Origin of the sequence: Ensifer oleiphilus, from assembly GCF_013371465.1 — a bacterium.
Classification (GTDB): Bacteria; Pseudomonadota; Alphaproteobacteria; order Rhizobiales; family Rhizobiaceae; genus Ensifer; species Ensifer oleiphilus.
In genome coordinates this window covers 111,485-137,689 of the sequence record NZ_JABWDU010000001.1, presented here as the reverse complement: position 1 = coordinate 137,689, position 26,205 = coordinate 111,485, and the positions used below count along the sequence as shown (strand labels likewise).

Here is a 26,205-nt window from a genome sequence, read left to right as displayed (position 1 = left end):
TTCTGCAAGCAGGCGCCGAAGCATCCTGCAATCCTGCCCCATGACGGGCCATCGGTTGATCCGCGGATCCGGCCCATCCGGCCCGCTGGATACCTCTCCATTTGCGCGCCTAGTGCGCTTGCGGAGAGTTTATTTGCCGAGCGCTCTGCGCTCCATAATAAAAAATGCCGGCGGACCGCATGCGATCCGCCGGGCAAGTCGCTTAGCGACGGATGCCGAGGGCACCAATCAGCTTGGTGTAGCGCGCTTCGTCTTTCTTCTTCAGATAGTCGAGGAGCGAACGACGGCTGGAGACCATCGCGAGAAGACCACGGCGGGAATGGTTATCCTTCTTGTGGCCTTTGAAGTGTTCGGTCAGGTTGTTGATCCGTTCCGTCAGGATAGCAACCTGGACTTCCGGAGAACCGGTGTCGCCTTCAACGGTTGCGTATTCCTTGATGAGCTGAGCCTTACGCTCTGCAGCAATCGACATCGGATGATCCTTTCGATTTCGAGGATTTAGGGACGCCTTCAGCCGGGATGTCGTCCAGCTGCGGCCGTGAATGCAATGGGCATGCGCCTTTTGCTGGCGTGCCTATAACCGAATTGGATGAAAAAGGAAAGGGTCATGAAAACGACCCTTCGGCGATGGCCGAGCGCCTCTCAATTGCCAGACGGCCGGGGCCGCATCGGCGCCGACTTCAGCTCGTCGCCGTCAACCGGAACACAGTCGAGATAGGCGGCAAACACCCAGCCGAGCGCTCCGCCGTCGCTTGCAACCAGTGCCCAGCCTTTGCCCTGATGTCGGCGATCGCCGACACGGCGAACCTTGCTGCCATTGTTGAGTGTCATGACGACCCGGCCGTTTGGCTCCGTGCGGACGTTGAGCGGCGTGCCGGTCGGGTCGGCAACAACGCAGGCGACGTCCTGACCGCCGGCGGGTGCCATGGCCGTAAGGCTGAAGGCGCTTAGGACGATGCCGAAGCGAACTGCGCGAACCCGCATTGCCGTGCCTTTCAAAACCACCCCGTCATCATCGCAAGGGTCTCAAGCGTCTGCGTCATCTCCGTCGCCATCTTTGGCATTGCGCGGGATGTTGATGCGCCACTCGATGCCGTCAGGGTGCATGATCCGTTCGAGCTCGGCCTTCAGGGCCATGCCGAGCATGCGCTCCAGCACCAGCGTTCCAAAGCCCTTGCGGCGCGGCGTCGTCGGCGCCTCGATGTCGGCCCCTTCCTCGCGCCAGCGGATGGCAATGCCCTCGTCGGACAGCGACCAGGAGAGCTTGACCACGCCGGTGGTATTGGCAAGCGCACCATACTTCGTGGCGTTCGTCGCCAGTTCATGCAGCGCCATGCCGAGCGTCTGCGCACTCTCCGTGTCGAGCCTCAACGGCGGCCCTGACAACACCACGCGCTTGGGATCATCCGGCGTGAACGGCTGCAGCTGGTTCTGCGCAAGCTCGCGGAAATCGACGCCCTGCGCGGCATTGGCGATCATCAGATCGGTGGAGCGGGCAAGACCGGCGATGCGCTTGCGGAAGGATTCGGCGAAATCAGCGACGCTTTCCGCCGAGTGCACCGACTGGTTCAGCATCGACTGGATCACCGTCAGCTGGTTCTTCGAGCGGTGGGCGACCTCCCGCATGAGAAAACGGATTTCGCCCTCAGCCTTGGTGCGCGACGCAGCCGCCTTGGCAAGCGCGGCAGAGACGGTTTCGACTTCGGCGATAATATGCGGGCGCGGCTCGATGCGCTCGCCGGCGCCGAGGCGACGGGCATCAAGCGCGACGAGCTTCACGCCTTGCGACAGAACTCTTGCGATGGCCAGCGATCCCGCAATGGCGATGCCGGCAAAGATGATGCCACCGAGCGACAACCAGAGAAACGACCACGTGGCCGGCCCATCGACGGTGGCGCGCGGCGCCCAGGCAATGATGCGCCAGCCGGTGATGACGGAAAACTCCGTCGCCACACGATAGGCCGTGCCGTTTTCCGTGATGTTGCGCACGCCGATGCTGATCGCCGGCACCTTGTCGAGGAAGAACGGTTCGCCCGCCTTGACTGCAGCATCGGAGGAAATGATGACCTTGCCGTTGCCATCAACAAGCGCCGCATTCCAGCCGGGCGACAGCGTCTCGCGGTTGACGGCCTTGGCCATGCTCTCGGCGTTCTGCGTCAAGGTCAGCAGATAGTCCTCGCCGGTTGGAAGCTTCGCCGGCAAATAAACGTTGAAGACCCATTTTCCGGCGGTCTGGCCGAAGAAGACGTTGGAAACCAGCGGTGCGCCGTTGTTGGTGAAGGCGCGCTCGACGGATTCCGGATCGGACCCCTTGCCGAGCGGCGTGCCGAAGGGGACCCGCGTGTTCAGGAGTTGGTCGTGCTTGCGGTCGATGACGATCAGATAGGAGCCGGTGTCGGCGAGCGCGGTCGACGCCCTGTGATAGAAGGCTTCCATATTACCGCCCTCGACTGCCGGCGCTGTCGAGAGCACCTTCAGCGTCGTCAACATGCCCTCGACATCGCGCTCAACGATGCGGGTCACCGATCCGGTCGATGCCTGTAGCAGCGCCGTGATCACCTGTTCCTGCGCGTCGACGCTGCGCTTCAGCACCACCAGCGAGAAGATGAACGCCGGCACGATCGCGATGAGAAGCAGCGATGTCAGATAAAATCGAAAGGGCCGCGTCATGCGGTGGCGAATGAAATCGAGAGCTGTCGCAAGGCGACCCACGGCACTCTCCCTCCCCTCTTGCGAAACCTGCGCCAACTGCACCGCCTCTCAATTGCCGAGCCGCGCGTCGCATCGCGGCGCGCGGTGGTCAAGACCGCCGAACGGCGGCCAAGACGGGCGACGAGCGCCCGCTTGCGAAGGCGAAACGGAGCCGCTTCGACGCAGTCGCAACACCTTTTGCGGGATCATGCGTCAGCGATGCGGCAAAGGCAAATGCCGCGATCGAGGAGATCAGCCGACAGAAAAAACCCGCTTAGGCCGGAACTCGCCTTCGGCGATTTCGCCGATGGCAATCAGCTTGCCGCGGGTTGTCGCATAGGCCTCGGGCGTTGCCAGCGGCGCGTCGCGGCCGCGCAGGATGATGGGATTGCCCATCTTCAGCCGATGCGCCTGGTCGTCGCTGACAGCGATATGCGGCAGGCTGGAGAGCGCTTCGCCGGTTTCGATGACGAAGGCGTCGAGGGCTGCGAGCCGCTCCTCTTCGTTTTCGATCTTTTCCAGCGCCACCAGGTCGGCAAGCGGCACCATGTCATCCTCGCCGAACGGCGCGACGAAAGTGCGCCGCAGCGACGCGATGTGACCGAAACAGCCGAGATCGCGACCCATGTCGCGGGCGAGCGAGCGCACATAGGTGCCCTTGCCGCATTCGATCTCGAACTGGGCGAGGTTGGGGGTAGCGCCGAGCAGCGTCAGGCGAAAGACTTCGACTTCGCGCGCAGGGATATCGACGGTCTCGCCTTCGCGGGCGAGATCGTAGGCGCGCTCGCCGTCGATCTTGATCGCCGAGAACTGCGGAGGCACCTGGCTGATCACGCCGGTGTAGTTCGGCAACAGGGCACGGATCGCCTCTTCCGTCGGGCGCGCATCCGAGGCATGCGTCACCTGGCCTTCGAGGTCGTCGGTCGAGCGTTCCTCGCCCCAGGCAACGGTGAATTCGTAAATCTTGCGGCCGTCCATGACATAGGGGACGGTCTTGGTCGCGTCGCCAAGGGCGATCGGCAGCATGCCGGAGGCCAGCGGATCGAGCGTGCCGGCATGGCCGGCCTTCTGCGCCTTGAACAGCCACTTGATCTTGGAGACGGCTTCGGTCGAGCCGAAATCGAGCGGCTTGTCGAGGATCAGCCAGCCTGAAATCGGACGGCCCTTGGGTTTACGCGGTTTGGACATGAACTCTTCTATTCTTCGTCGTCGGTATTCGGATCGAGATCGCGGCTGACTTCCGGCGAGCGAAGGAGGGCGTCGATCTTCTTGTAGTTGTCGAAGCTCGTATCGTCGCGGAAGCGAACCTCCGGCATGTACTTCAACTGGCGCAACTGCGGGCCGAGACGGCCGCGGATGTACTTGGCGTGCTTGTTCAGCGCCTCGATGACCTCGGCATGGTCGGGAACGCCGAGCGGCGTCACGAAGGCGGTGGCGATCTTCAGATCGGGCGACATGCGGACTTCGGAAATCGCGATCAGCGTCTTCTCGATCACAGGATCGCGGACGTCGCCACGCTGCAGAACCTGCGTGATCGCGGCGCGCACCTGTTCTGCGATGCGCAGCATGCGCTGATTGGGGGCAGAGGATGTGGCTCTGGTCATTGGTCAATACCTCAAAAAAATGCGAGCGCCGAAGGATAACCCGGCGCCCGCACAATTTCTAATCGGACGGATCTTACAGCGTCCGCGTGATGTGTTCGACGCGGAAGCACTCGATCGTGTCGCCGGCGCGAATGTCTTCGTAGTTCTCGAACGCCATACCGCATTCCTGACCGACGTTGACTTCCGAGACTTCGTCCTTGAAACGCTTGAGCGTCTTGAGCTTGCCTTCGTGGATAACGACGTTGTCGCGAACCAGACGGACGCCGACGCCACGCTCGACCTTGCCTTCGGTGACGCGGCAACCCGCGACCTTGCCGACCTTGGTGATGTTGAAAACCTCCATGATCTCGGCGTTGCCGAGGAAGGTTTCGCGGCGCTCGGGCGAAAGCAGGCCGGACATCGCCGCCTTAACGTCATCCACCAGATCGTAGATGATGTTGTAGTAGCGGATTTCGATGCCTGCGCGCTCGGCTGCCGAACGGGCCTGGTTGTTGGCGCGAACGTTGAAGCCGATGATGGCGGCATTCGAAGCTTCTGCGAGCGAGATATCCGACTCGGTGATACCGCCGGCACCCGAATGGACGATGCGCGCACGCACTTCGTCGGTTCCGAGCTTCTCCAGCGCACCGGCGATTGCTTCGATCGAGCCCTGCACGTCGCCCTTGATGACGAGCGGGAACTCCTTGAGACCAGAGGTCTGAAGCTGGGTCATCATCTGTTCGAGCGAACCGCGCGAACCGGATTGACGGGCAACCGCCTTGTCGCGGGCAAGCCGCAGACGGTATTCCGAGATCTCGCGAGCGCGGCTTTCGTTTTCGACGACGGCGAACTTGTCGCCCGCTGCCGGCGTACCCGACAGGCCGAGAACTTCAACCGGCATGGAGGGACCGGCTTCCTTGACGTGCTCACCCTTGTCGTTGACCAGGGCGCGCACACGGCCCCACTGGTCGCCGGCAACGATGATCTGGCCCGGACGCAGCGTGCCCTTCTGGACGAGAACGGTCGCAACCGCACCGCGACCGCGGTCGAGCTCGGCTTCAACCACAGTGCCTTCGGCCGTCCGGTTCGGATTGGCCTTGAGGTCGAGGATTTCGGCCTGAAGTAGGATGGCTTCGAGCAGCTTGTCGAGGTTGGTTCCGGCCTTCGCCGAAACTTCGACGTCGAGGACTTCACCGCCCATGGATTCGACGAAGACTTCGTGCTGCAGAAGTTCGGTGCGAACCTTCTGGGCATTGGCCGTCGGCTTGTCGATCTTGTTGATCGCCACGATGATCGGAACACCAGCCGCCTTGGCGTGGTTGATGGATTCGATCGTCTGCGGCATCACGCTGTCGTCGGCCGCAACCACCAGAATGGCAATGTCGGTCGCCTGGGCGCCACGAGCACGCATGGCGGTGAACGCCGCGTGGCCGGGGGTGTCGATGAAGGTAATCTTGTGACCGTTCTGCTCGACCTGGTAGGCGCCGATGTGCTGGGTGATGCCACCCGCTTCGCCGGCAACAACGTTCGCATGACGGATGGCGTCGAGCAGCGAAGTCTTGCCGTGGTCGACGTGACCCATGATCGTGACGATCGGCGGACGCGAAACCAGTTCGTCCTCGATGTCGGAAACGTTGAAGATGCCTTCTTCGACGTCGGACTCGGAAACGCGCTTCACGGTGTGGCCGAATTCGCCGGCGATGAGTTCAGCCAGGTCGGCGTCGATCAGATCGCCGGGCTTCATCATCTGGCCTTCCTTCATCAGGTACTTGATGACGTCGACGGCGCGTTCGGACATGCGCTGCGACAGTTCCTGAATGGTAATGGTTTCCGGCAGAACGACTTCGCGCGAAATCTTCTCGCGGGTCTCCTGCATCTGGCTGCGCTTGAACTTCTCCTGGCGGCGACGCATTGCCGACAGCGAACGGGCGCGCTGGCCGGCATCCTCGTCGGCAGCCGTGGTCAGCGTCAGCTTGCCCTGGCGGCGACCATCGTCACCCTTCGGGCGCGTGACCGGCTTTGCCGGCTCCGGACGCACAACCTTGCCGCGGACCGGACCTGCGCCGGGGCGAGCGCTACGATCGTCGTCCTTTTCGTTGTCAACCTTGCGGCCGCGCAGAGCACCGGCCGGTGCCGGTGTCGGAACGCCGGCTGCCGGTGCGGCAGCGGGCCTTCCGGCCTGCGGACGGCTGTCGGGGCGACGCTCGGTGGAAGCCGGCGCGCGAGCAGCCGCTGGGCGCTCTTCGACAACCTCTTCTGCCTTGGCTTCGGGCTCGACAGCCGGGCGGGCTGCTTCTTCCGCGGCGCGGCGTGCGGCGTCTTCCTTCTCCTGCAGGAGACGGGCTTCTTCCTCACGCTTGCGGCGCGCTTCGTTCTCGGCGCGGACGATCGCTTCTTCCGCTTCGCGGATCTGCGCTTCGGCCAGAGCACGGCGGCGCGCATCGATCTCACCGGCGGAAAGCTGGTTCAGAACGACGCCGACGCGCGGACGGTTCGCCTGGTTGGCTTCCTGGCGGGTCTGATGCTGCTGCGGCTGCGGTGCCGGACGGCCCGAAGGCTGCGGCGGAGCCGGACGCTGCTCGACCGGCCGGGCAGCGGGAGTAGCGGCAACCGGCGTGATCGGGCGCTCGTCCTTCGGGCGATGGAAGGGGCGTTTCTTGGTTTCGACCACGACCGCCTTGGTGCGGCCACGGCCCATGTCCTGACGCACGGTCCCCTGCGAAACCCCGGAGGGCTTCAGGGTCAGCGTCTTCTTGCCTGCTGCGCTGCCTGTCTTGTCGTCGTTGTTGTCGGTCATTCCGTTCCGTTCCTAGCGATCAGGGCCGGATGCGTATCACCTGACCCTGTCTTCCAAATTGTCTCAAACAATGTACGCGATGCCGGATTTTGCCGGTGACGCGGGTCATTGCTGTGGCTTGCCAGCGCCGCCTTCGGCCCGGACCGGGACGGATCCACGGTACTTTTCGAGCATGATTGCGCGCTTCACTACACCCTCACCCGCCTGCCCTGCAAGCGTTGCGGCATGGATAAAAGCATTACTTCCCAAAAGGCCCTCCATTTCCGCCGCCGAAAAGGGGCGGAACGCGGGTATTTCCGTTTCATCTTCAACCACAAAGCTCATTGCCTTGCGGGCCTGGTCAATCTTGCGGACGCCGTCGGCGGCCGCATCGCTCGCATGAAAGACGGCGAGCGCCGCCAATCCACGAACGGCCTGCTCCGTCTTCGTTGCGCCGGAGATGAACTGGGCCGCCTTGCGCGCCATGTTCATCATGCCGGCAAGCTGCTCTACGAGCAGCCTGTCCACGTCGTCGGCCAGCGTCGCATCGACCTTGACGTCGGCCTTCAAGGCACGGGCAAAGAGCTTCTTCGCCATGGCCTTTTCAACCAGCGCCCGCTCCGCCTTGATCCAGCAGCCGCGCCCCGGAAGCTGACGCTTCAGATCGGGAACGATGCGGCCGTCGGGTCCGGCGACGAAGCGGATCAGATCGTCGGGCGAGCCACTCTCGCGCGTCACGATGCAAGTCCGGGTGCTGCCGCTCTTGTCCTTCGGACCGTTGTCCGAAGGCAGAGCGTCAGCGTCAGTCGATGCGGTGGTCGCCATCAGGCGTCCTGTTCCGCGCCTTCGGCAACCTCGATCGCCTCTTCTTCTTCCTGCTCGACGGCAAGATCGTCTTCCGTGATCCAGCCGGCAGCGAGGCGGGCCTGAACGATCATGGCTTCAGCATCGGCGCGCGACACCTCGAACTTCGAGAACGTGCCCTCGAAGCGCTTGGTCTCGCCGTCCTTGCGTTCGCTCCAGCCGACCAGGTCGTCGGCGGCGCAACCGGCAAAGTCCTCGATGGTCTTGATGCCTTCCTCGCCGAGCGCGACCAGCATCGGGCTGGTCAGGCCATTGATCGTGCGCAGTTCGTCGGCAACGCCGAGTTCCTTGCGCTTGGCATCCATCTCGGCTTCGAGCCTGTCCAGGAACTCGCGGGCGCGGGTCTGGATTTCGGTGGCGGTTTCGTCGTCGAAGCCGTCGATCGAGGCGATTTCGTCGAGATCGACATAGGCGAGCTCCTCGACGGCTGCAAAGCCTTCGGAAGCCAGAACCTGGCCGACCATTTCGTCGACGTCGAGCGAGTCCATGAACAGGTTGGTCCGCTCGTTGAATTCCTTCTGGCGGCGTTCGCTTTCTTCCTGCTCGGTGAGGATGTCGATATCCCAGCCCGTCAGCTGAGACGCGAGGCGAACGTTCTGGCCGCGACGGCCGATGGCGAGCGACAGCTGTTCGTCGGGGACGACCACTTCGATGCGCTCTGCGTCTTCGTCGAGAACGACCTTGGCGACTTCGGCCGGCTGCAGCGCGTTGACGATGAACGATGCCGGATCCTGCGACCACGGAATGATATCGATCTTTTCGCCCTGCAACTCGCCGACGACGGCCTGAACGCGCGAACCGCGCATACCGACGCAGGCGCCGACCGGGTCGATCGAGCTGTCATTCGAGATGACGGCGATCTTGGCGCGCGAACCCGGGTCACGGGCGACCGACTTGATCTGGATGATGCCGTCGTAGATTTCAGGCACTTCCATGGTGAAGAGCTTGACCATGAACTGCGGATGCGTGCGCGACAGGAAGATCTGGGGCCCGCGCTGTTCGCGGCGAACGTCGTAGACGAAGGCACGAACGCGGTCGCCGTAACGCATGTTTTCGCGCGGGATCATTTCGTCGCGACGGATGATGCCTTCGCCACGGCCGAGATCGACGATGACATTGCCGTATTCGACGCGCTTAACGGTGCCGTTGACGATTTCGCCGACGCGATCCTTGAACTCGTCGAACTGGCGGTCACGTTCGGCTTCGCGAACCTTCTGCACGATGACCTGCTTGGCAGACTGGGCGGCGATACGGCCGAAATCCATCGGTGGCAGCGGATCGGCAATGAAGTCGCCGAGCTTGGCGTCCGGGTTGCGGTCGCGGGCCAGTTCGAGTGGGATCTGGGTGGAATAGTCTTCCGCCTTCTCGACCACTTCCAGGAGACGCTGCAGGCGGATTTCACCGGTCTTGGAATTGATGTCGGCGCGGATGTTGGATTCCGAACCATAGCGGGAGCGCGCGGCCTTCTGGATCGCATCGGCCATCGCGGCCAGAACGATCTCGCGGTCGATCACCTTTTCGCGTGCCACTGCATCTGCGATCTGCAGAAGCTCGAGCCGGTTAGCACTGACTGCCATCTCATGTCTCCGTCTGGTTGCAGGGGGCCTCAAGCACCGCCCCGGCTTTTTATTCTTCGATAGGTGAATCTTCGTCTTCGAAATTCTCGTTCGCGGCGCGCGCTGCCTTGGCCTTCTTGTCGGCCGTCAGGGCGTCGCGGATCAGATCGTCGGTCAGGATCAACCGCGCTTCCGCAAGCGTGGTGAACGGAATGGTGACCGTCGCTTCCTCGCCATAGGCCGGCTGATCGCGCTCGATCTGGAAACCATCCGCATCCACGGACACGATCTTACCACGGAAACGCTTGCGGCCCTCGACCAGCACCGAGGTTTCGCATTTCAGGAGGTGACCCTGCCAGCGGAAGAAATCCGACTTGCGCACCATCGGGCGATCGATGCCGGGCGACGACACTTCCAGATGATACGCCTTGTCGACCGGATCTTCCACATCGAGAACCGGGGAAATAGCCATCGAGATCGCTTCGCAATCTTCGACGGTCATGGTGCCGTCGTTGCGCTCGGCCATGATCTGCAGCGTCATGCCGTTCTGGCCGGACATGCGCACGCGCACCAGGCGATAGCCCATCGGTATCAGCACCGGCTCGATGATTTCGGCGATGCGCTGATCGAGACCGGTTTCGGTGATCAGGCGGGGTTCATTTTCAATTTCAGCCGTTGTCGGATCGGACAAACGATGTCTCCTCATGGGACCGGCTAATAAAAAAGAGCGGGTCCTGACGGGCCCACTCTTCATCTACCGATCAAGAATTTGAGGCCCATATACGCCTCGTTGCCGCAAATTGCAAGGTGTTCCACCGGTGGCGGTCCAACGCGCCGCACCGGTGCGGGCGGCAGGCAATCGATGCGACGGCAAGTTTCAGCGGCTGGCACTTCGGTCTTCGAGGTTTATAACAGACAACGAACCGCTTCGATATCGCAATCAAAAGACACAAGAGAGAAGACGAGGTGCCCACCCGTATATCGCCACTGGCCCCCTTCAAGCATGACATCTTCCGCACCATCTGGATCGCAAGCCTCGCCTCCAACTTCGGCGGCCTCATCCAGTCGGTCGGCGCCGCCTGGTTGATGACCTCGATTTCCTCCTCGGCCAACATGGTGGCGCTGGTGCAGGCATCGACCGCCCTTCCCATCATGATGTTCTCGCTGGTCTCCGGCGCGCTGGCCGATAATTTCGACCGGCGACGGATCATGCTGATCGCGCAGTGTTTCATGCTGACGGTGTCCGCACTTCTGACCGTGTGCGCCTATCTCGGCATAATCACGCCCTGGCTGCTTCTGCTCTTCACCTTCCTGATCGGCTGCGGCACCGCGCTCAACAACCCCTCCTGGCAGGCCTCGGTCGGCGACATGGTCCCGCGGGACGACCTGCCGGCGGCGGTCGCACTCAACAGCATGGGCTTCAACATCACCCGCAGCGTCGGCCCGGCGATCGGCGGCGTGATCGTGGCGACGGCGGGTGCGGCGGCCGCCTTTGCCGCCAACTCGCTCAGCTACTTCGCCATCCTGTTTGCGCTGGTGCGCTGGCGGCGCGAAGTGACCATGAGCCCGCTGCCGCGCGAAACGCTCGGCCGGGCGATCACGGCGGGCCTGCGCTATGTCGTCATGTCGCCCAATATCGGCAAGGTGCTGGTGCGCGGCTTCCTGTTCGGCCTTTCGGCGAGCGCCATTCTCGCACTTCTGCCGCTGGTGGCACGCAATCTCGTCCAGGGCGGCCCGCTCACCTACGGCCTCATGCTCGGCGCCTTCGGCCTCGGCGCGATCGGCGGCGCCTTGCTGAGCGCAAGACTGCGCGAAATGATGTCGAGCGAGGCGATCGTTCGCCTGGCCTTCGGCGGTTTTGCCTTGAGCACGCTGGTGATCGCCTTCAGCCCCTATGCGTGGCTCAGCTGTCTCATGCTGCTTGCTTCCGGCGCGTCCTGGGTGCTGGCGCTGTCGCTCTTCAACACCACCGTCCAGCTTTCGGCGCCGCGCTGGGTGGTCGGCCGGGCGCTGTCACTCTACCAGACTATGACCTTCGGCGGCATTGCCGGCGGCAGCTGGCTCTGGGGCACGACGGCCGAGCAATATGGCGCCACCAACGCGCTGTTTGCGTCCTGTTTATTGATGCTGGCGGGGGCGGCCGTCGGCCTGCGCCTGCCCTTGCCGGAGTTCAAGTCGCTCAACCTCGATCCGCTCAACCGCTTCAACGAGCCGCTGCTCGAACTGGACCTGAAGCCCCGTAGCGGCCCGATCGTCATCATGATCGATTACGAGATCGACGATGCCGACATTCCGGAATTCCTGGAAACCATGGCTGAACGGCGGCGCATCCGCATCCGGGACGGCGCCGGCCATTGGGCGCTGATGCGCGACCTCGAAATTCCGACGACCTGGACGGAGACCTATCACGTGCCGACCTGGGTGGAATATGTGCGCCACAACCAGCGCCGCACCCAGGCCGACGCCTCGGTCGGCGACAAGCTGACGGCGCTGCATCGGGGTACTGCACCGCCGCGAGTGCACCGCATGATCGAGCGCCAGACGATCGTTCCGACGCACTATGAACGCTACAAGCGCCAGGTGGACGTCGATATGCACTGACGGGACGCGCCCGAAACCGGGCGCGCACCAACCCTTCGAAGCTGGACGACCCGAACGTTCTCAGCCGCCAAAGGAGAGTGACCGCTTATCGAAGCTTCGCCTTCAGCGAGGCATCGGGGAAGCAGGTCGACTTGAGGCCGTTCCTGGCCTGCCAGTCGCCGAGCGAGCGGCGCGTCTTGTAGCCGGCGAGCCCATCGGCCTTGCCGACATCGTAGCCCTTGGCAACCAGTGCCTTCTGCATCGCCAGCACGTCGGAGCGCAGCATGTTGCCGACATCGCCCCAGGGTCCGCGGAAGGCGCCGCCGCCCGAGCCGATGCGATCGGCAAGGTTGCCGATGAACAGAGCATAGAGGTCGGAGTTGTTGTATTCCTTGAGCACGTAGAAATTCGGCGTGACGATGAACTCCGGCCCGTGGGTGCCGGCCGGAACCAGCATCATCGAGGGCGCGGAAAGCTCATGCGACGGGAACGCCTTGCCGGAAATCCGGGTGATGCCCTTGGCCGCCCAGTCGGCCATCGGCCGGGCAAGATCAGGGCCTTCCTGCGCGCAGGAGACGCCCGCCGGGATCGACACTTCGAAGCCCCAGTCGCGGCCGCGCTGCCAGCCCTTCTTGACGAGGTAATTGGCGATGGAGCCAAGGCTGTCTGGAACGGAATTCCAGATGTCTCGGCGGCCGTCGCCGTCGAAATCGACGGCATATTGCAGGAAGCTCGACGGCATGAACTGCGGCTGGCCCATGGCGCCGGCCCAGGAGCCGCGCATCGACGCCTCTTCGACGTCGCCGCTATCGAGGATGTGCAAGGCGGCGATCAGCTCGCGGCGGAACAGATCGGGCCGGGTCGACATGAAGGCCTTCGTCGCGAGCACATCGACGACAGGATAGGGGATTTTGGCGCGGCCGAAGCCGGATTCGCGGCCCCAGATCGCCACGACCACCGACGCGGGAACGCCATAGGTTTTTTCGATCCGCTTCAAGGTGGAGGCGTGGGTGGACGCAAGGCTGCGCCCGGTTGCCGCCAGTCCCTGCAGGCGCTTTTCGGAGAAGTAGCTGCCGGGCGAGGAGAACTCGGCCTGGCTCTGCTTCTGCTCCTTCGGCTTGGGGAAACCGGGAGGTGCCAGATCGGGCAGATCCCAGTTCAGCTTCACGTCGGCGAATGCCGCTTTGAAGGATTGTGCCGAAACGCCTGATTTTTCCGCCTCGGGCCAGAGGTCGCGCTGCAGCCACTGGCGAAACTGGTTTTCGACATCGGCTTTCGAGGCGGCCTGGGCCAAGCCCGCGAAAACGCAGAATAGCACTGTCGACAGTAATAGAAATCTCAGCATCCGGCTTCCCTAGAGCGTGTCGCGCAAAAGTGCGCAGCGGTTTTGCGACAACGACATGCGCAAAAACAAGAACGTAAAGCGCAGTCAGCTAAACTGAAAGACCGCAACGCGCCTTATCGGTTGGATCGCGGGCGGTCGAGGCGAAAGCCCCGGCATGGTCGTGGCGTCAGATCGAAGTGCGGGCGCGAAGGGCCGCAGCCAGCGTGCCCTCGTCGAGATAGTCGAGCTCACCGCCAACCGGCACGCCATGGGCAAGCCGGGTGATCTTCACCTCCATGCCCTCGAGCTGGTCGGTGATGTAGTGGGCGGTGGTCTGGCCTTCGACCGTGGCGTTGACAGCGATGATCAGCTCGCGCACGCCGCCATTGGCAACGCGCTGCACCAGCCCCTTGATGTTGAGATCGTCAGGCCCGACGCCGTCGAGCGGCGACAGCGTGCCACCGAGCACGTGATAGGCGGCGTTCATTGCCCCGGCACGCTCCAGCGCCCAGAGGTCGGCAACATCCTCGACGACGATGATCATCGTGTGATCGCGGCGTTCATCGGCGCAGACGGTGCAGGGATCGATCGTATCGACATTGCCGCAGCACGAGCAGATGCGCACCTTGCGATGGGCCTCGCCCATGGCTTCCGCCAGCGGCCCGAGCAGCTGGTCCTTCTTCTTGACCAGATGCAATGCCGCGCGCCGCGCCGAACGCGGCCCCAGCCCCGGCACCTTTGCCAGAAGCTGGATCAGTTTTTCGATTTCAGGACCGGTGACTCGCTTTGCCATGCGGCGCTTTTAGCCCAAATCGCCGCCGAACGGAATCGCCTAACCGGAATATGAACCGGCCTATGTGACGTGCACAGCAGCACAAGGTCGCGTGGCACGACAGCTCAACGGGTGGCGATGACGACGGCCGCCCCGGCAATGGTTCCGGCGCTCGCGCGGTTGGCGATGCGGACAGCGCGCTTGCTCTTCAGCAGCTTGCGGGCATTGGCCGCCATGGTGACCCAACCGAGATCGACCACGACCAGAACCACAAGCATGGTCGCGACCAGTTGCATCCAGCCGATCACAGTGACGGAGCGCAGGTCGATGATGGACGGCAACAGCGCGACGTAGAACATCATCATCTTGGGATTGCCGAGCGTCACCGTCAGCCCGGCGAAGAACAGCTTGGAGGCTGAGCGCGACTGCGGCAGGCTGTCACCGGGCATGTCCGGCTCGGCCGTCCACATTTTCCAGGCGAGATAGAGCAGGTAGGCGACACCAAGCCACTTGATGGCGACGAACAGCAGATGAAAGCTCTCGGCAATCGCCGCGAGACCCGCCACCGCAAACGACAGCCAGATGGCTTCGCCGATCCAGAGCGCGACGAGGAACGGCAACACGTCGCGTGCGCCCTTCGACAGCACGCGGGCCACAAGGGCCGCGACGCTCGGTCCGGGCGAGCCGGCCGCAACCAGCAAGGCGCCGGCAAACACAAGCAGGGACGTCATGGTCATGCGCGATCCTCCTCCGGAGGCGGCAATTTACCATGCTTTGCCGTCGGCACCAGTGGCGGACGGGCGCGAAATCGTGAGGCATCGATGCGCCGTGCGGACGGACGGCAGGCGCATTGCAGGATTTACCGATCGCGATAGCAACAGACGCTCACCGATATAAGTGAGCCGCCTGTCGCCCTTCATCGATGAAGGAATAAGCGGACTAGAACGGCAGCTTCATGCCGGGCGGGATCGGCAGGCCGGCGGTGAGTTCGCGGGTCTTTTCGGCCTGGACGGCCTCGGCCTTGTCCTTGGCGTCCTTGTGAGCGGCGACGATCAGGTCTTCAAGAATCTCGACGTCGTCTTCCTTGAACAGCGACGGGTCGATCTTCAGGCTCTTCAGCGTGCCCTTGCCATCGAGACGGACGGTGACGAGGCCGCCGCCAGAGGTGCCGTCGACTTCGAGCGCGGCGATTTCCGCCTGCATCTTCTCCATCTTGGCCTGCATTTCCTTGACCTTGCCCATCATCCCCATGATGTCGCGCATCGTCGTCTCCTGTTCTCTAGAAATTTCCGGTCGTTCGTCCGACGGACTATTCGATATCGTCGCCGGGGACGATATCGCCATCGGCAGATTCGGCTGTGGCCGGAGCAACGCTCTCGGTCTCTTCTTCCTCGACGGCGCGGATGCGCACGTCGGTGATCTTGGCGCCCGGGAAACGGGCGAGAATGGCAGCCACATCCGGATCCTGGCGCGCGTCACTGACACGCTTTTCCTGGGCCCGTTGTTCGGCTTCGATCATCGTCGGCTCGCCAGGGTCGCGGCTGTAGCTGACGATCCAGTGAATGCCGGTCCATTCCTTGAGCTTGACGGCGAGTTCGCCCAGCAGCGTCTTCGGCGCATCGTCGGAAACGTTGACGTCGAGACGGCCGGGCTCGATGCGCACCAGCCGTATGAAGCCACGCACCAGCGTCTTCAGTTTGATGTCTTTATTCTTGCCGCAGAGGTCGGCGATGTCGCTGACAGAATTGACCGGCACCGCCGGCTGTGCCTTGGCTGCCGGGGCTGCTGCCGGCCGCTCCTCCGTGTGCCCCACGCTGATCGGCTGCGGGCTGACATCGGGAACGGCGCGCAACATGGTCGCGCCATTGCCGGTCGGCCGTCCGATCGATGTCGGCTGGGCGGCTTGCGCCTGCAACGGTGCGCCGGCTGACGCCTGCATGCCGCCGCCATTGCCACCGCCGCCTGAGGTCGGACGGGCGCCACCGCTGTCGCTGCCGGAAAGTTCGAGCACGCGCCGTGCCGCGTCTTCCGGCGACGGAAGATGGGCGGCATGGGCAAGCCGGATCAATACCATTTCGGCAGCCCCTGCCGGGCGCGACGAACTTTCTGCCTCGGGAATGCCCTTCAACAGCATCTGCCAGATGCGCGACAGCGTAGTGACGGCGACACTGCCGGCAAATTCCGCGCCGCGCATCCGCTCGATCTCGCTCAGGGATTGGTCGTTGGCGGCATCCGGTACGTACTTCAACCGGGTGACGAGATGGGTAAAGTCGGCGAGGTCGGTCAGAACCACCGTCGGGTTGGCGCCGGCCTCGTACTGCGCCGTGAACTCGCCGAGCGCTGCGGCAACATCGCCCCTGACGATATGGTCGAACAGATCGACGATCCGTGCGCGATCGGCAAGGCCGAGCATCGAGCGCACGGTCTCGACCTCGACAGAGCCGCCGCCATGGGCGATCGCCTGATCAAGCAGCGACAGGCCGTCACGGGCAGAGCCTTCGGCCGCACGCGCAACCATCGCCAGCGCTTCCGGATCGAAGGAAACGCCTTCCTTGCCAAGAATGGTCGAAAACAGGCCGACGAGGTCGGAGCCGCTGATGCGGCGAAGGTCGAAGCGCTGGCAGCGCGACAGGACCGTGATCGGTACCTTGCGGATTTCGGTGGTGGCGAATATGAACTTCACATGCTCCGGCGGCTCTTCGAGCGTCTTTAGCAGGCCGTTGAAGGCCTGCGTCGACAACATGTGAACTTCGTCGATGATATAGACCTTGTAGCGCGCCGATACCGGGCGGTAGCGCACCTGCTCGATGATCTCGCGGATATCGTCGATGCCGGTGTGCGAGGCGGCGTCCATCTCGATGACGTCGACGTGGCGGCCGTCCATGATCGCCTGGCAATGTTCGCCGGGAACGCGCAGGTCGATGGTCGGCCGATCGATGTCGGGTGTCTTGTAGTTCAGCGCACGGGCGAGAATGCGGGCGGTGGTGGTCTTGCCCACCCCGCGCACGCCAGTCAGCATGTAGGCTTGAGCAATACGGCCGGTTTCGAACGCGTTGGTCAGCGTGCGCACCATCGGCTCCTGACCGACCATCAGGTCGGAGAAATCCTTGGGGCGATACTTGCGCGCCAGAACGCGGTAGGCGGCTGGTTTCTGTTCGGATGAAATGGACGTTTCGTCGCTCATCGACCCTGCCGCTTAATGAACTCGTGTCCCGACAGGACGGATTTACGGCACCGCGCGTCGCATGGGATGCGTCTGGTCACCGCAACAGCGTGTGGTGCTGCCTGATTGCTGAGATCGGTTTCGATCTCAGCAATCAGGCAGGTGGGAGGCTGGCACGATGACCCGTGCCGGGGCTCGTTAGGGCTGCTTCCTTCCGGACCTGACCCGGTTGGCGAGTGGCTCGTCCACCACCAACCTCCCGGCTCCCATATCGGCAATATCGCAAGCAAATGCAAGCCAAGCCATCAAAAAACTGATATCGATATGCAAAACAAGGCGAATCCGCTCCCGGCCCAAGGAGACCTTCTTGACGACATTCACCCTTGACGAGCGGCTTGAACGCGACGGCATCCCGATCGCCTCGATCGGCCTCTGCCAGATGCGCCTGATGAACGATCGCCGCTGGCCCTGGCTGGTGCTCATTCCCCAACGCGGGGGTATCTCCGAGATCTTCGATCTGTCGCCGCTCGACCAGACGATGCTGACATTCGAGACCAACATGGTGGCAACCGCCTTGAAAAAAGTCACGGGTGCCGAGAAGATCAATGTCGGTGCGCTCGGCAATATCGTCCGGCAGCTCCATGTGCATATCATCGCCCGCAGCGACGGCGACCCGAACTGGCCCGGACCTGTCTGGGGTTTCGGCAAGTCGGAACCCTGGGGCGAGAAGGACCACCAGGCATTTGCAGCCCGCATTCTGGAAAATCTCTGAACATGACGAAATCGATCTTTGACCTTCGAAGCCCCCATCCGGAGCCGAGCACCCTCGTCGCCTTTTCCGAGAACCACCTGGATCGCCAGTCCGAGCACCGCGCCGACGACTGCATCGAAGTTGCGCTCAAGCATCCTGGCGCCCACTTCCTCGCCTTTTCCGGACCGAAGCTGATCGTCAAGCACGACGAGAAGATCATCGATCCGCTGTTTGCCCCCTATGAGCTCGAGGGGCTGGATCCGGTGCTCGACGAGACCATTTTGCTCGGCTACCTGCCAAACGGTGAGCCGCGGCTGGCCGTGCCGACGGGCTTGACCGAGGACAATGTCGCCGAGCCGTTCAAGATCGCCGACGGGCGCACACTCTATCGCCAGCAAATGCTGCCGGAAGAGCTTCTCGGTCAGTTCGCGCAGGGATCGAGCCTCATCACCTGGAACGCCAACAACCGCTTCTGCGGCCGTTGCGCCGGCCCGATGGAGGGCAAATCAGGCGGTTATCGCCGGGCCTGCACCGCCTGCGGCCACATGGTCTTCCCGCGCACCGACCCCGTGGTCATCATGATGACCATCGATCTGGAGCGCGATCTCTGCCTGCTCGGCCGCAGCCCGCACTTCACCGCCGGCATGTATTCGTGCCTCGCCGGCTTCGTCGAGCCGGGCGAGACCATCGAAAATGCCGTGCGCCGCGAAACCCACGAGGAATCCGGCATCCACGTCGGCCGTGTGCGCTACCATGCCTCGCAGCCCTGGCCGATGCCGCACACGCTGATGATCGGCTGTTATGCCGAAGCCAAATCAACAGTGATCAAGCGCGACGAGCAAGAACTCGAGGACGTTCGCTGGTTTACCCGCGACGAAACGGCGGCAATGCTGGAGCGCACGACGGGTGTCGCCGATTCCGGCAACGAGCATATTCCGCCGCCGAAGGGAGCCATCGCCCATCGGCTGATGCGCGACTGGCTGGCCTGGGGCGAGCACGGCTAAGCACGGACCGGCCGATACGAGGAGACTTGCCTTGTCCCGCTCCGAACGGCTGCTCCACCTGCTGCAGGTTCTCAGACGCTACCGACAGCCCGTCAGCGGCCGCCGGCTGGCAGAGGAAACCGGCGTCAGCCTCAGGACGCTCTACCGTGATATTGCAAGCCTGCAGGCCCAGGGCGCTCATATCGAGGGCGAGCCGGGCCTCGGCTACATTCTGAAACCCGGTTTCATGCTGCCGCCGATGATGTTCTCGCAGGAGGAGATCGAGGCGCTGGTGCTGGGGTCACGCTGGGTGGCGAAACGTGCAGACACCCACCTGGCGGCGGCGGCCGGCAATGCACTCGCCAAGATTGCCGCGGTGCTGCCGGCAGACCTTCGCGACGAGCTCGATGCCTCGACGCTGCTGGTCGGGCCGGCCCCGCCAGTAACCGACCGCATCGACGTTTCTCTGTTGCGCAAGGCCATCCGACACGAGCGCAAGCTCGATCTCAGCTATATCGATACGGATGGCGGCGAGACGCGCCGCACGGTCTGGCCGTTCGCGCTCGGCTTCTTCGAGAATGTCCGGGTGCTGGTTGCATGGTGCGAACTGCGCCAGGGGTTCCGGCACTTCCGGACCGACCGCATCCGGCAGGCGGACATCAGCGAGACGCGCTATGGACGCCGCCGGCAGGTCCTGCTTCGGGAATGGCGCGAAACCCAGAACATCGTTCCGCCCTCGGGCAGGCGTGTCGGTTCGGCCTGAGGCATTTCGAGCGAAAGCGCGGCGCGCGTCTTCCATCGACAAAACGCACAGCAAAGACGGCCCAATCAATGCTGACAGAAATTGGCAGCGGCGCACGCTAATCTGCAACTCCCGAAAAGGAGACAGATCATGGCCAAGGCAAATCTCATAATTCTCTATGTCGCCGATCCGCTGGCAAGCGTCGGCTTCTACAGCAAGCTGCTCGACAAGGAGCCGCTCGTTTCCTTCCCGACGTTCTCGTCGTTCGAGCTGCAGGACGGCTTCGTGCTCGGGCTTTGGGCACAGGACACGGTCGCGCCGGAGCCATCAAAGGCAGGCAACCGTGGGGAATTGGCGTTCATGGTAGAGGACGAGGATGCAGTTCGCGCACATTATGAAAAATGGAAGGGCGCTGGCCTGCCAATTGCACAGGAAATGACGAAGATGGATTTCGGACCGACCTTCGTGGCGCTTGACCCGGATGGACACCGCCTGCGCGTGTGTCTCTTTGACGAATAGGGCCAAGGGCGTTGCGCGTATCCCGCCAGCTTGGGTGGCGGGATACGGCGAATGGTGCTGATTAGCGGCCGTAAACGGCGGCCTGGATCTGCGAACGGGAAATACCGATATCGCTCAGGGCGTGGTCATCCAGCGAATTCAGCTCGCGGATCGCACGGCGCATTTTTGCATATTCAACGATCTTCTGACGGATCTTCATTTTTAACACTCCATATGTGAACGAGCGTCAAATAGGCATTTGCACATTATTTAGGTACCACCGCGATTGCAGACTAGGCATGCACCAGGCGCGTAACGGGTTAACGCATTGGTAAGCTTGATCTGCAGTCGGGGGATCGCGCGGCTTTAGAGCACGCCGCGCATCGGGTGCGCCTTGTAGGTGCCGAGAATGCGGACCTTCTCGGAGAAGAAACGCAGCTCGTCCATGGCGTGACGCACACCGACATCATCCGGGTGGCCCTCGATATCCGCATAGAATTGCGTGGCCACGAACTTGCCGCCGAGTTGGTAGCTCTCGAGCTTCGTCATGTTGATGCCGTTGGTGGCAAAACCGCCCATCGCCTTGTAGAGGGCGGCGGGAATGTTGCGCACGTTGAAGACGAAGGTGGTGATGATCAGTTCGTCATCGGCGCTGCGGGAAAGCGTCTGCTCCTCGCGCGACAGCACGACGAAGCGCGTCACGTTGCTTTCCGTGTCCTCGACATTCTCCGCAACGATTTCGAGGCCGTAGAGATCGGCCGCAAGCCGCGGCGCGAGTGCTGCCATCGACCGGTCGCCCTGCTCCGACACCAGCTTGGCAGCGCCGGCCGTATCGCCGGCGACCACCGGCTTCCAGCCATTGGCGCGCACGATCTTGCGGCACTGGCCGAGCGCATGAATGTGGCTGTGCACGGTGCGGATCTCGTCGCGCGTCACGCCCGGCAGCACCATCAGCTGGAAACGGATCGGCATGAAATATTCGCCGACGATATGCAGGCGCGATTCGGGCAGCAGATGGTGGATGTCGGCGACCCGGCCGGCAATGGTGTTTTCGATCGGGATCATCGCCAGATCGGCCTCGCCGTTCTCTACCGCCACGAAGGCGTCTTCGAACGTCTGGCAGGGAAGCGGCTCCATCGACGGAAACATGTCGCGGCAGGCCATGTCGGAATTGGCGCCGTAATCGCCCTGGAAGGAGATCCTGTTGGTCTTCGTGGTCACACTGTCTTCCTTCTCAGGCTTTTTCGGAAAGGATGCGGCGGGCTTTTTCCAGCTCGACCGGCGTATCGACGCCGAGCGGCACGGTATCGACGATTTCGACATCGATGCGCATGCCGGCCTCGAGCGCCCGGAGCTGCTCGAGCGATTCGCGCTTTTCGAGCGTCGAAGGCTTCAGCGCGACGAAGTTTTCGAGCGCCTGGCGTCGGTAAGCGTAAAGGCCGATGTGGTGATAGAGCGGCCCCTCACCATAAGGCGCGGTCGCGCGGGTAAAATAGAGCGCGCGCAGGCGCGTGACCGACAACGGCGAACCGACGACCTTGACGATGTTGGGACTCTTCTTCTCGTCCTCATCGGTGATTGCCACCGTCAGGGTGGCGATATCGGTCGAGGCATTGTCGATGAGCGGCTTCAACGAAGCGCGGATCGGAGCGGGCTCGATGGTCGGCAGATCGCCCTGCACGTTGATGACGAATTCCGCCTCACGGTGCGGATCGGCCTTCGTCAGCGCCTCATAGATCCGGTCTGATCCGGACTGGTGATCGATCCGCGTCATGATCGCTTCGAAACCGGCGTCGCGCACGACATCGAACACGGTCTGGTCGTCGACGGCGACGACGACGCGTCCGACATCGGCTTCCGCCGCCCGCCTGGCAACCTGAACGATCATCGGCAGGCCGCAGATATCGGCGAGCGGTTTGCCCGGCAGACGGGTGGAGGCCATGCGCGCCGGAATGAGCACGATGGCTTTGCCTGAATTTTCGCGTTTCATGATGTGGCCTTCAAGAACCCCGCCGAAGGTGTCAAAAAGTCTCAGTTCGGGGTCCATAATCTCTGTTGCAACGCAGAGCCAAAAGACATAGGTTCCGCGCGATTTCAAGATGGGCCGGGTTTTTGTTTACGCCGGTGGCAAAGGGAGCGTTTGCAGATGAACTCATATGTGAACATGGGCGTGGGTGCCTTTCTGGGTACGGTTTTCGTTCTGATGTCCGTATCCATTGCGTCGGAAGGCATTTTCCATTCCGAGGCTCCCGAGAAGGAAGGCTTCGCTATCGTTGCCGAAGAAGGCACGGCTGATGCCGGCGCGGGCGCCCAGGAAGCGGCTGAAGTCGACATCAAGCCCTTGCTCCTCAAGGCAGACGTCGCAGCCGGCGAAACCGTGTTCAAGAAATGCGCAAGCTGTCACACCGTGGATAAGGGAGGGGCCAACAAGGTCGGCCCCAACCTGTGGGGTCTCGTCAACCGCCCGATCGCCTCGCATGAAGGCTTCAGCTACTCGGCTGGCATGAAGACCTTCTCCGAAGGCGGCAAGGTCGTTTGGGACTACGACCACCTCAGCTTCTTCATCGAAGCACCGAAGAAGCACGTTCCGGGCACCGCAATGGGCTTTGCCGGCGTCAAGAAGCCTGACGAACGCGCCAACCTGATCGCCTACCTGCGCGAACATGCCGACACTCCGGCCGCAATGCCCGATGCAGCGGCTGCTGAAGCCGCTCCGGCTGCCGCTGCCGAAGGTGCCGCCGAAAAGCCGGCCGAAGCGCCCGCAGCGGAAGCAAAGCCGGCCGAGGGCCACGCTGCTCCGGAAGGCCAGCCCGCACCGGCTCAATAAGCCAGAGCGTGCAATCGATCTGATTTCGAGAAGCCCGGCCATCGCGCCGGGCTTTTTGCTGTCTTTGTGTCCGAACGACCAGGCCTACATCAGGAGGTAGGCCCAGACCGAAACGCTGACGACGCCGAGCGCCGTCGTCAGCGTGATGGTCGAAGACGCCAGTGCGTGACCGACGTTGAAATGGTTGGCGATCAGCCAGGCGTTGACGCCGGTCGGCACTGCGGACGTGAGCACAAGTGCCGTCGTCCAGTTGTCGTTGAGGCCGAGCAGGTGACAGGCAGCAAAGACGACACCCGGCAGGACCACGAGCTTCAAGACGCTCGTCACCGTCGCCAGACCGAGATTGCCGACCAGGCCATACTTGTCGAGCGCCATGCCGATCGAGACGAGTGCGGCCGGCGCGGCGACCGCGGCAAGCTGATCGACGACACTCTTGACCGGCCCGCCCAGCGGCTGGCCGACAAGGTGGACGGCGGCGCCACAGGCAAGACCGATCACCAGCGGATTGCGTGCCAGGTTGCGGGCAACGCCACCCAGAAGCTTCAGCGGGCTTTGCCCCGGCTTGCCGCTGACCTTGCGCTCGGCGCGCTCCATCAGCACCGTGCCGGCGATCATCATGACAGGCAGATGAACGGAGAGCAGGATGGAGAGCGCCACGATCCCCTCCTCGCCGACGATGCGCGACACCAGCGGCAGGCCGATGAAGACGGTATTGGCAAAGGCCGAGGAAACACCGGCCAGCACCCCCATGCGCGCGTCGCGGCCAAAGACGAGCGTCGCTGCGAGATGGCCGATGGTCCAGGTGACGGCGACACCGGAGAAATAGGCGACCCAGAGCGGCCAGGGCGAGCCGTCCTTGAAGTCCGCCTCGGCGATTGTGCGAAACAGGAGAACCGGCACCGCGACGCGGAAAACGAAATCTCCGAGCGCGTCGCCGACGGTCGGCTTGAGATAACCGAACCTGACGATCAGCCAGCCGGTGAGGATCAGGATGAAGACGGGCAGGACGTTCAGAAAAATATCGGACATGCATCAGCCTTGCGCTTGGTTCGACAGGAATAGCCCCGTTCGCGTCACCGCCGCAAGGTTGAGCGGCCCGCTGCGTGCATCGGGCAAGGCCGCAGATCATTGGCAAAACGACTGGAACATTCCCTTGCCCGGGGCGTTCCCGAACAGCACCGGGATAAAGCCAATGCCAACTGAGAAGCCCATCTATTCCCACCAGGACGACGATCCTCATCTGAGAGATGACGATCTGGCGGGCAAGGTCCTGCGCTTCATTCGCTACGCCACCTTCATCGATACCACCGATATGGCGGTGCTTGCGCTTGGCGAAATGATCGTGCTGTCGGGTCAGGTTCACAGCGAGTCCGACGTGGCCTGCGCCGGCGATGCGGCAAGATCGGTGATCGGTGTCACGACCGTCGAGAACCGCCTGACGGTGAAGCCCGGCCAACAGACATAATCCCCGCGCCCGGGCGAACGTCAGCAGTGCATCCCGGTTTCAGGTCGTTTCACTCGAGGGCGATCATTGCTTTGGAATCAAAGCGCTGGAGCATGACTGGCGCCTTCTTCTGAACGCGAGGCGCGGCCGTGATCATAGCGCCGAGACAGCAGATAGTTGTCGTTTGCTGCCTTGGCTGGTAAACGGGTCAAGCGCCAACCAAAGCGCGCAGGATTTCTTTGGAGACCGGAATGGGGACCACCGAGTCAGCAACCAGGTAAGCCGCAACAACACTTCAATCGTTGTTGCGGCGTCTGTCCGGTCATTTCACACCACCAATACCAAGGCAGAGTGCCGCCGAATGTCATTCATTTGAGCGGATGTTCCATCGTGCCCAATCATATATCACCAACCTGGACCTATTCGGTGCCGGCAGCGTTGCTGCTGATGGCGCCCTTCGACATCCTCGCCTCGCTGGCGATGGATATCTACCTTCCCATCGTGCCTGCCATGCCCAGCATTCTCGGCACCACGCCTTATATCATCCAGCTGAGCCTGAGCCTCTACATGATCGTTCTCGGCCTCGGCCAGATCGTCTTCGGGCCTATTTCCGACCGCATTGGCCGGCGTCCGGTGCTGATCGCCGGAGCACTGCTGTTTGCGGCCGCCTCGCTGCTGATGGCCGCAACCGCGACCGCTCCGGCTTTCCTCGCGCTGCGCCTGCTGCAGGCGATTGGCGCGTCGGCCGCCCTTGTCGCCACCTTTGCGACGGTCCGCGACGTCTATGCGGAGCGGCCGGAGGGCGCGACCATCTACGGGCTCTTCGGCGCGATGCTCGCCTTCGTCCCGGCCCTTGGGCCGATCGCCGGCGCGCTTCTGGCCAGCCATTTCGGCTGGAGAGCGATCTTCGTCACGCTTGGCATTCTCGCGACCGTCGCGACGGCGAACGCCATGCTGCGATGGCAGGAAACTCGACCTATCGGCGCCGAAAGCCAAAGACGGGCTTTCGGTCCGATCCTCATGGACGGAACGTTCTGGACCTATACGCTCGGCTTCAGCGCGGCGATGGGTTCGTTCTTCGTGTTCTTCTCGACGGCACCGCGCGTACTCATCGATCGGGCGGCCTACTCAGAACTCGGCTTCAGCCTTATCTTTGCAACAGCAGCGATGGTGATGATCGTCACCACCCGCTTTGCCAAGCGTTTCGTGGGGCTCTGGGGCATCGCCGGCAGTCTTGCCCGCGGGATGGGGCTACTCATTCTCGGCGCGGTGCTGCTGGTCGTCGGAGAGAGCGTGGGCGCCCCGTCGTTCTGGAGCTTCGTGCCTCCGATGTGGGTCATTGCCGTCGGCATCGTTTTCACCGGCTCGGTCACCGCCAATGGCGCGCTGCAGGCCTTCGGCCACGTGGCGGGAACGGCCGTCGCGCTCTACTTCTGCATCCAAAGCCTGATCGTCGGAGTGCTCGGCACTGTGGCCGTGGTGCTGCTCGGGGGCGACACCGCTTTTCCATTAGCCGGCTATTCATCAATCATGGCGATCTGCACGCTGATCGCTCTCGGTCGCTTGACACGGCAACGGCCAGCGGAAGCCTGATCCCTTGAAACCGCCGCAGGGCGTTCCGGCCATATCGCAACGCCCTGCGCCACTCCCT

The 26,205-nt window shown here is 62.9% G+C and carries 26 protein-coding genes and 1 other RNA gene; 8 read left to right on the top strand and 19 right to left on the bottom strand.

Features of this window, described 5'->3' with window-relative positions:
- Positions 1 to 202 precede the first annotated feature (202 nt).
- The 9 genes from rpsO to rimP all read right to left on the bottom strand — a co-directional run bounded on the left by rpsO (position 203) and on the right by rimP (position 10,161).
- Positions 203 to 472, bottom strand: a complete 270-nt coding sequence (gene rpsO / locus HT585_RS00680) for a 30S ribosomal protein S15 (protein ID WP_025425494.1) — start codon at positions 470 to 472, stop codon at positions 203 to 205.
- Positions 473 to 642: 170 nt separating this feature from the next.
- On the bottom strand, positions 643 to 984 hold the full coding sequence (locus HT585_RS00675; protein WP_176351172.1) for an SH3 domain-containing protein: 342 nt from the start codon (positions 982 to 984) through the stop codon (positions 643 to 645).
- A gap of 42 nt (positions 985 to 1,026) precedes the next feature.
- A complete protein-coding gene (locus tag HT585_RS00670; RefSeq protein WP_176351171.1) occupies positions 1,027 to 2,748 on the bottom strand; it encodes a sensor histidine kinase in 1,722 nt (573 codons plus the stop codon).
- 195 nt (positions 2,749 to 2,943) lie between these two features.
- Positions 2,944 to 3,879: a tRNA pseudouridine(55) synthase TruB gene (gene truB, locus HT585_RS00665; protein WP_176351170.1), complete on the bottom strand. Its 936-nt coding sequence runs from the start codon at positions 3,877 to 3,879 to the stop codon at positions 2,944 to 2,946.
- 8 nt (positions 3,880 to 3,887) lie between these two features.
- Positions 3,888 to 4,295, bottom strand: coding sequence for a 30S ribosome-binding factor RbfA (gene rbfA, locus HT585_RS00660; RefSeq protein WP_176351169.1), 408 nt, complete (start codon positions 4,293 to 4,295; stop codon positions 3,888 to 3,890).
- 73 nt (positions 4,296 to 4,368) lie between these two features.
- Positions 4,369 to 7,071 carry a translation initiation factor IF-2 gene (gene infB / locus HT585_RS00655; RefSeq protein WP_176351168.1) on the bottom strand — a complete coding sequence of 901 codons (2,703 nt, stop codon included), beginning with the start codon at positions 7,069 to 7,071 and terminating at the stop codon, positions 4,369 to 4,371.
- A 105-nt stretch (positions 7,072 to 7,176) separates the two neighbouring features.
- Positions 7,177 to 7,875, bottom strand: coding sequence for an RNA-binding protein (locus HT585_RS00650; protein ID WP_173418635.1), 699 nt, complete (start codon positions 7,873 to 7,875; stop codon positions 7,177 to 7,179).
- A complete protein-coding gene (gene nusA / locus HT585_RS00645) occupies positions 7,875 to 9,491 on the bottom strand; it encodes a transcription termination factor NusA (protein WP_077499353.1) in 1,617 nt (538 codons plus the stop codon). Before nusA ends, HT585_RS00650 begins: the two co-directional genes overlap by 1 nt.
- Before the next feature lie 49 nt (positions 9,492 to 9,540).
- Positions 9,541 to 10,161, bottom strand: coding sequence for a ribosome maturation factor RimP (gene rimP, locus HT585_RS00640; RefSeq protein WP_176351167.1), 621 nt, complete (start codon positions 10,159 to 10,161; stop codon positions 9,541 to 9,543).
- Positions 10,162 to 10,436: 275 nt separating this feature from the next.
- Between rimP and HT585_RS00635 the strand changes: the two genes are divergently transcribed.
- Positions 10,437 to 12,071, top strand: a complete 1,635-nt coding sequence (locus HT585_RS00635; protein ID WP_425513708.1) for an MFS transporter — start codon at positions 10,437 to 10,439, stop codon at positions 12,069 to 12,071.
- Positions 12,072 to 12,156: 85 nt separating this feature from the next.
- Here HT585_RS00635 and HT585_RS00630 read toward each other — a convergent pair whose 3' ends face one another.
- The 6 genes from HT585_RS00630 to ffs all read right to left on the bottom strand — a co-directional run bounded on the left by HT585_RS00630 (position 12,157) and on the right by ffs (position 17,569).
- A complete protein-coding gene (locus HT585_RS00630; protein WP_176351166.1) occupies positions 12,157 to 13,395 on the bottom strand; it encodes a lytic murein transglycosylase in 1,239 nt (412 codons plus the stop codon).
- Between the two features lie 166 nt (positions 13,396 to 13,561).
- Positions 13,562 to 14,167, bottom strand: a complete 606-nt coding sequence (gene recR / locus HT585_RS00625) for a recombination mediator RecR (RefSeq protein WP_176351165.1) — start codon at positions 14,165 to 14,167, stop codon at positions 13,562 to 13,564.
- Between the two features lie 104 nt (positions 14,168 to 14,271).
- Entirely contained in the window at positions 14,272 to 14,883 is a 612-nt protein-coding gene (locus HT585_RS00620; RefSeq protein ID WP_176351164.1) for a LysE family translocator, read from the bottom strand.
- Between the two features lie 202 nt (positions 14,884 to 15,085).
- Positions 15,086 to 15,409, bottom strand: coding sequence for a YbaB/EbfC family nucleoid-associated protein (locus tag HT585_RS00615; protein ID WP_029742357.1), 324 nt, complete (start codon positions 15,407 to 15,409; stop codon positions 15,086 to 15,088).
- A 46-nt stretch (positions 15,410 to 15,455) separates the two neighbouring features.
- The gene (locus HT585_RS00610) at positions 15,456 to 17,330 is read right to left on the bottom strand and encodes a DNA polymerase III subunit gamma/tau (RefSeq protein WP_176351163.1); all 1,875 of its coding nucleotides are present in this window, start codon (positions 17,328 to 17,330) and stop codon (positions 15,456 to 15,458) included.
- Between the two features lie 141 nt (positions 17,331 to 17,471).
- Positions 17,472 to 17,569, bottom strand: an RNA gene (gene ffs, locus HT585_RS00605) — signal recognition particle sRNA small type.
- Positions 17,570 to 17,676: 107 nt separating this feature from the next.
- Here ffs and HT585_RS00600 point away from each other — a divergent pair.
- The 4 genes from HT585_RS00600 to HT585_RS00585 all read left to right on the top strand — a co-directional run bounded on the left by HT585_RS00600 (position 17,677) and on the right by HT585_RS00585 (position 20,304).
- Entirely contained in the window at positions 17,677 to 18,081 is a 405-nt protein-coding gene (locus HT585_RS00600) for an HIT domain-containing protein (RefSeq protein ID WP_176351162.1), read from the top strand.
- 2 nt (positions 18,082 to 18,083) lie between these two features.
- Positions 18,084 to 19,064 (top strand): NAD(+) diphosphatase, encoded by a 981-nt coding sequence (nudC, locus tag HT585_RS00595; protein WP_176351161.1) that lies wholly within the window; start codon positions 18,084 to 18,086, stop codon positions 19,062 to 19,064.
- A 31-nt stretch (positions 19,065 to 19,095) separates the two neighbouring features.
- The gene (locus tag HT585_RS00590) at positions 19,096 to 19,806 is read left to right on the top strand and encodes a helix-turn-helix transcriptional regulator (protein ID WP_176351160.1); all 711 of its coding nucleotides are present in this window, start codon (positions 19,096 to 19,098) and stop codon (positions 19,804 to 19,806) included.
- A gap of 129 nt (positions 19,807 to 19,935) precedes the next feature.
- Entirely contained in the window at positions 19,936 to 20,304 is a 369-nt protein-coding gene (locus tag HT585_RS00585) for a VOC family protein (protein WP_176351159.1), read from the top strand.
- Between the two features lie 61 nt (positions 20,305 to 20,365).
- Here the strand turns inward: HT585_RS00585 and HT585_RS00580 are convergent, their stop codons facing one another.
- From HT585_RS00580 to HT585_RS00570, 3 genes are all read right to left on the bottom strand, one after another.
- Positions 20,366 to 20,503, bottom strand: a complete 138-nt coding sequence (locus tag HT585_RS00580) for a DUF1127 domain-containing protein (protein ID WP_065784874.1) — start codon at positions 20,501 to 20,503, stop codon at positions 20,366 to 20,368.
- 146 nt (positions 20,504 to 20,649) lie between these two features.
- The gene (locus HT585_RS00575) at positions 20,650 to 21,504 is read right to left on the bottom strand and encodes a prephenate dehydratase (RefSeq protein WP_176351158.1); all 855 of its coding nucleotides are present in this window, start codon (positions 21,502 to 21,504) and stop codon (positions 20,650 to 20,652) included.
- A 13-nt stretch (positions 21,505 to 21,517) separates the two neighbouring features.
- Positions 21,518 to 22,273: a 3-deoxy-manno-octulosonate cytidylyltransferase gene (locus HT585_RS00570; protein ID WP_176351157.1), complete on the bottom strand. Its 756-nt coding sequence runs from the start codon at positions 22,271 to 22,273 to the stop codon at positions 21,518 to 21,520.
- Between the two features lie 156 nt (positions 22,274 to 22,429).
- Here HT585_RS00570 and HT585_RS00565 point away from each other — a divergent pair, with 156 nt between their 5' ends.
- A complete protein-coding gene (locus HT585_RS00565) occupies positions 22,430 to 23,110 on the top strand; it encodes a c-type cytochrome (protein WP_176351156.1) in 681 nt (226 codons plus the stop codon).
- An 84-nt stretch (positions 23,111 to 23,194) separates the two neighbouring features.
- On the opposite strand, the gene HT585_RS00560 is transcribed toward HT585_RS00565, so the two are convergent.
- The gene (locus tag HT585_RS00560; protein ID WP_176351155.1) at positions 23,195 to 24,139 is read right to left on the bottom strand and encodes an AEC family transporter; all 945 of its coding nucleotides are present in this window, start codon (positions 24,137 to 24,139) and stop codon (positions 23,195 to 23,197) included.
- A gap of 163 nt (positions 24,140 to 24,302) precedes the next feature.
- Here HT585_RS00560 and HT585_RS00555 point away from each other — a divergent pair, with 163 nt between their 5' ends.
- Both HT585_RS00555 and cml read left to right on the top strand, forming a co-directional pair.
- Entirely contained in the window at positions 24,303 to 24,575 is a 273-nt protein-coding gene (locus HT585_RS00555; protein ID WP_176351154.1) for a BON domain-containing protein, read from the top strand.
- A gap of 381 nt (positions 24,576 to 24,956) precedes the next feature.
- On the top strand, positions 24,957 to 26,147 hold the full coding sequence (gene cml / locus HT585_RS00550) for a CmlA/FloR family chloramphenicol efflux MFS transporter (protein ID WP_343213940.1): 1,191 nt from the start codon (positions 24,957 to 24,959) through the stop codon (positions 26,145 to 26,147).
- The last annotated feature ends 58 nt before the right edge of the window (positions 26,148 to 26,205 follow it).

Coding starts and splice junctions, on each gene's coding strand:
- HT585_RS00565 (WP_176351156.1), top strand. CDS start 22,430: ATGAACTCATATGTGAACATGGGCGTGGGTGCCTTTCTGGGTACGGTT.
- recR (WP_176351165.1), bottom strand. CDS start 14,167: ATGGCAAAGCGAGTCACCGGTCCTGAAATCGAAAAACTGATCCAGCTT.
- HT585_RS00560 (WP_176351155.1), bottom strand. CDS start 24,139: ATGTCCGATATTTTTCTGAACGTCCTGCCCGTCTTCATCCTGATCCTC.
- HT585_RS00620 (WP_176351164.1), bottom strand. CDS start 14,883: ATGACCATGACGTCCCTGCTTGTGTTTGCCGGCGCCTTGCTGGTTGCG.
- HT585_RS00580 (WP_065784874.1), bottom strand. CDS start 20,503: ATGAAGATCCGTCAGAAGATCGTTGAATATGCAAAAATGCGCCGTGCG.
- HT585_RS00630 (WP_176351166.1), bottom strand. CDS start 13,395: ATGCTGAGATTTCTATTACTGTCGACAGTGCTATTCTGCGTTTTCGCG.
- rpsO (WP_025425494.1), bottom strand. CDS start 472: ATGTCGATTGCTGCAGAGCGTAAGGCTCAGCTCATCAAGGAATACGCA.
- nudC (WP_176351161.1), top strand. CDS start 18,084: ATGACGAAATCGATCTTTGACCTTCGAAGCCCCCATCCGGAGCCGAGC.
- rbfA (WP_176351169.1), bottom strand. CDS start 4,295: ATGACCAGAGCCACATCCTCTGCCCCCAATCAGCGCATGCTGCGCATC.
- HT585_RS00585 (WP_176351159.1), top strand. CDS start 19,936: ATGGCCAAGGCAAATCTCATAATTCTCTATGTCGCCGATCCGCTGGCA.
- infB (WP_176351168.1), bottom strand. CDS start 7,071: ATGACCGACAACAACGACGACAAGACAGGCAGCGCAGCAGGCAAGAAG.
- HT585_RS00675 (WP_176351172.1), bottom strand. CDS start 984: ATGCGGGTTCGCGCAGTTCGCTTCGGCATCGTCCTAAGCGCCTTCAGC.
- truB (WP_176351170.1), bottom strand. CDS start 3,879: ATGTCCAAACCGCGTAAACCCAAGGGCCGTCCGATTTCAGGCTGGCTG.
- HT585_RS00610 (WP_176351163.1), bottom strand. CDS start 17,330: ATGAGCGACGAAACGTCCATTTCATCCGAACAGAAACCAGCCGCCTAC.
- HT585_RS00650 (WP_173418635.1), bottom strand. CDS start 7,875: ATGGCGACCACCGCATCGACTGACGCTGACGCTCTGCCTTCGGACAAC.
- nusA (WP_077499353.1), bottom strand. CDS start 9,491: ATGGCAGTCAGTGCTAACCGGCTCGAGCTTCTGCAGATCGCAGATGCA.
- HT585_RS00570 (WP_176351157.1), bottom strand. CDS start 22,273: ATGAAACGCGAAAATTCAGGCAAAGCCATCGTGCTCATTCCGGCGCGC.
- HT585_RS00615 (WP_029742357.1), bottom strand. CDS start 15,409: ATGCGCGACATCATGGGGATGATGGGCAAGGTCAAGGAAATGCAGGCC.
- HT585_RS00555 (WP_176351154.1), top strand. CDS start 24,303: ATGCCAACTGAGAAGCCCATCTATTCCCACCAGGACGACGATCCTCAT.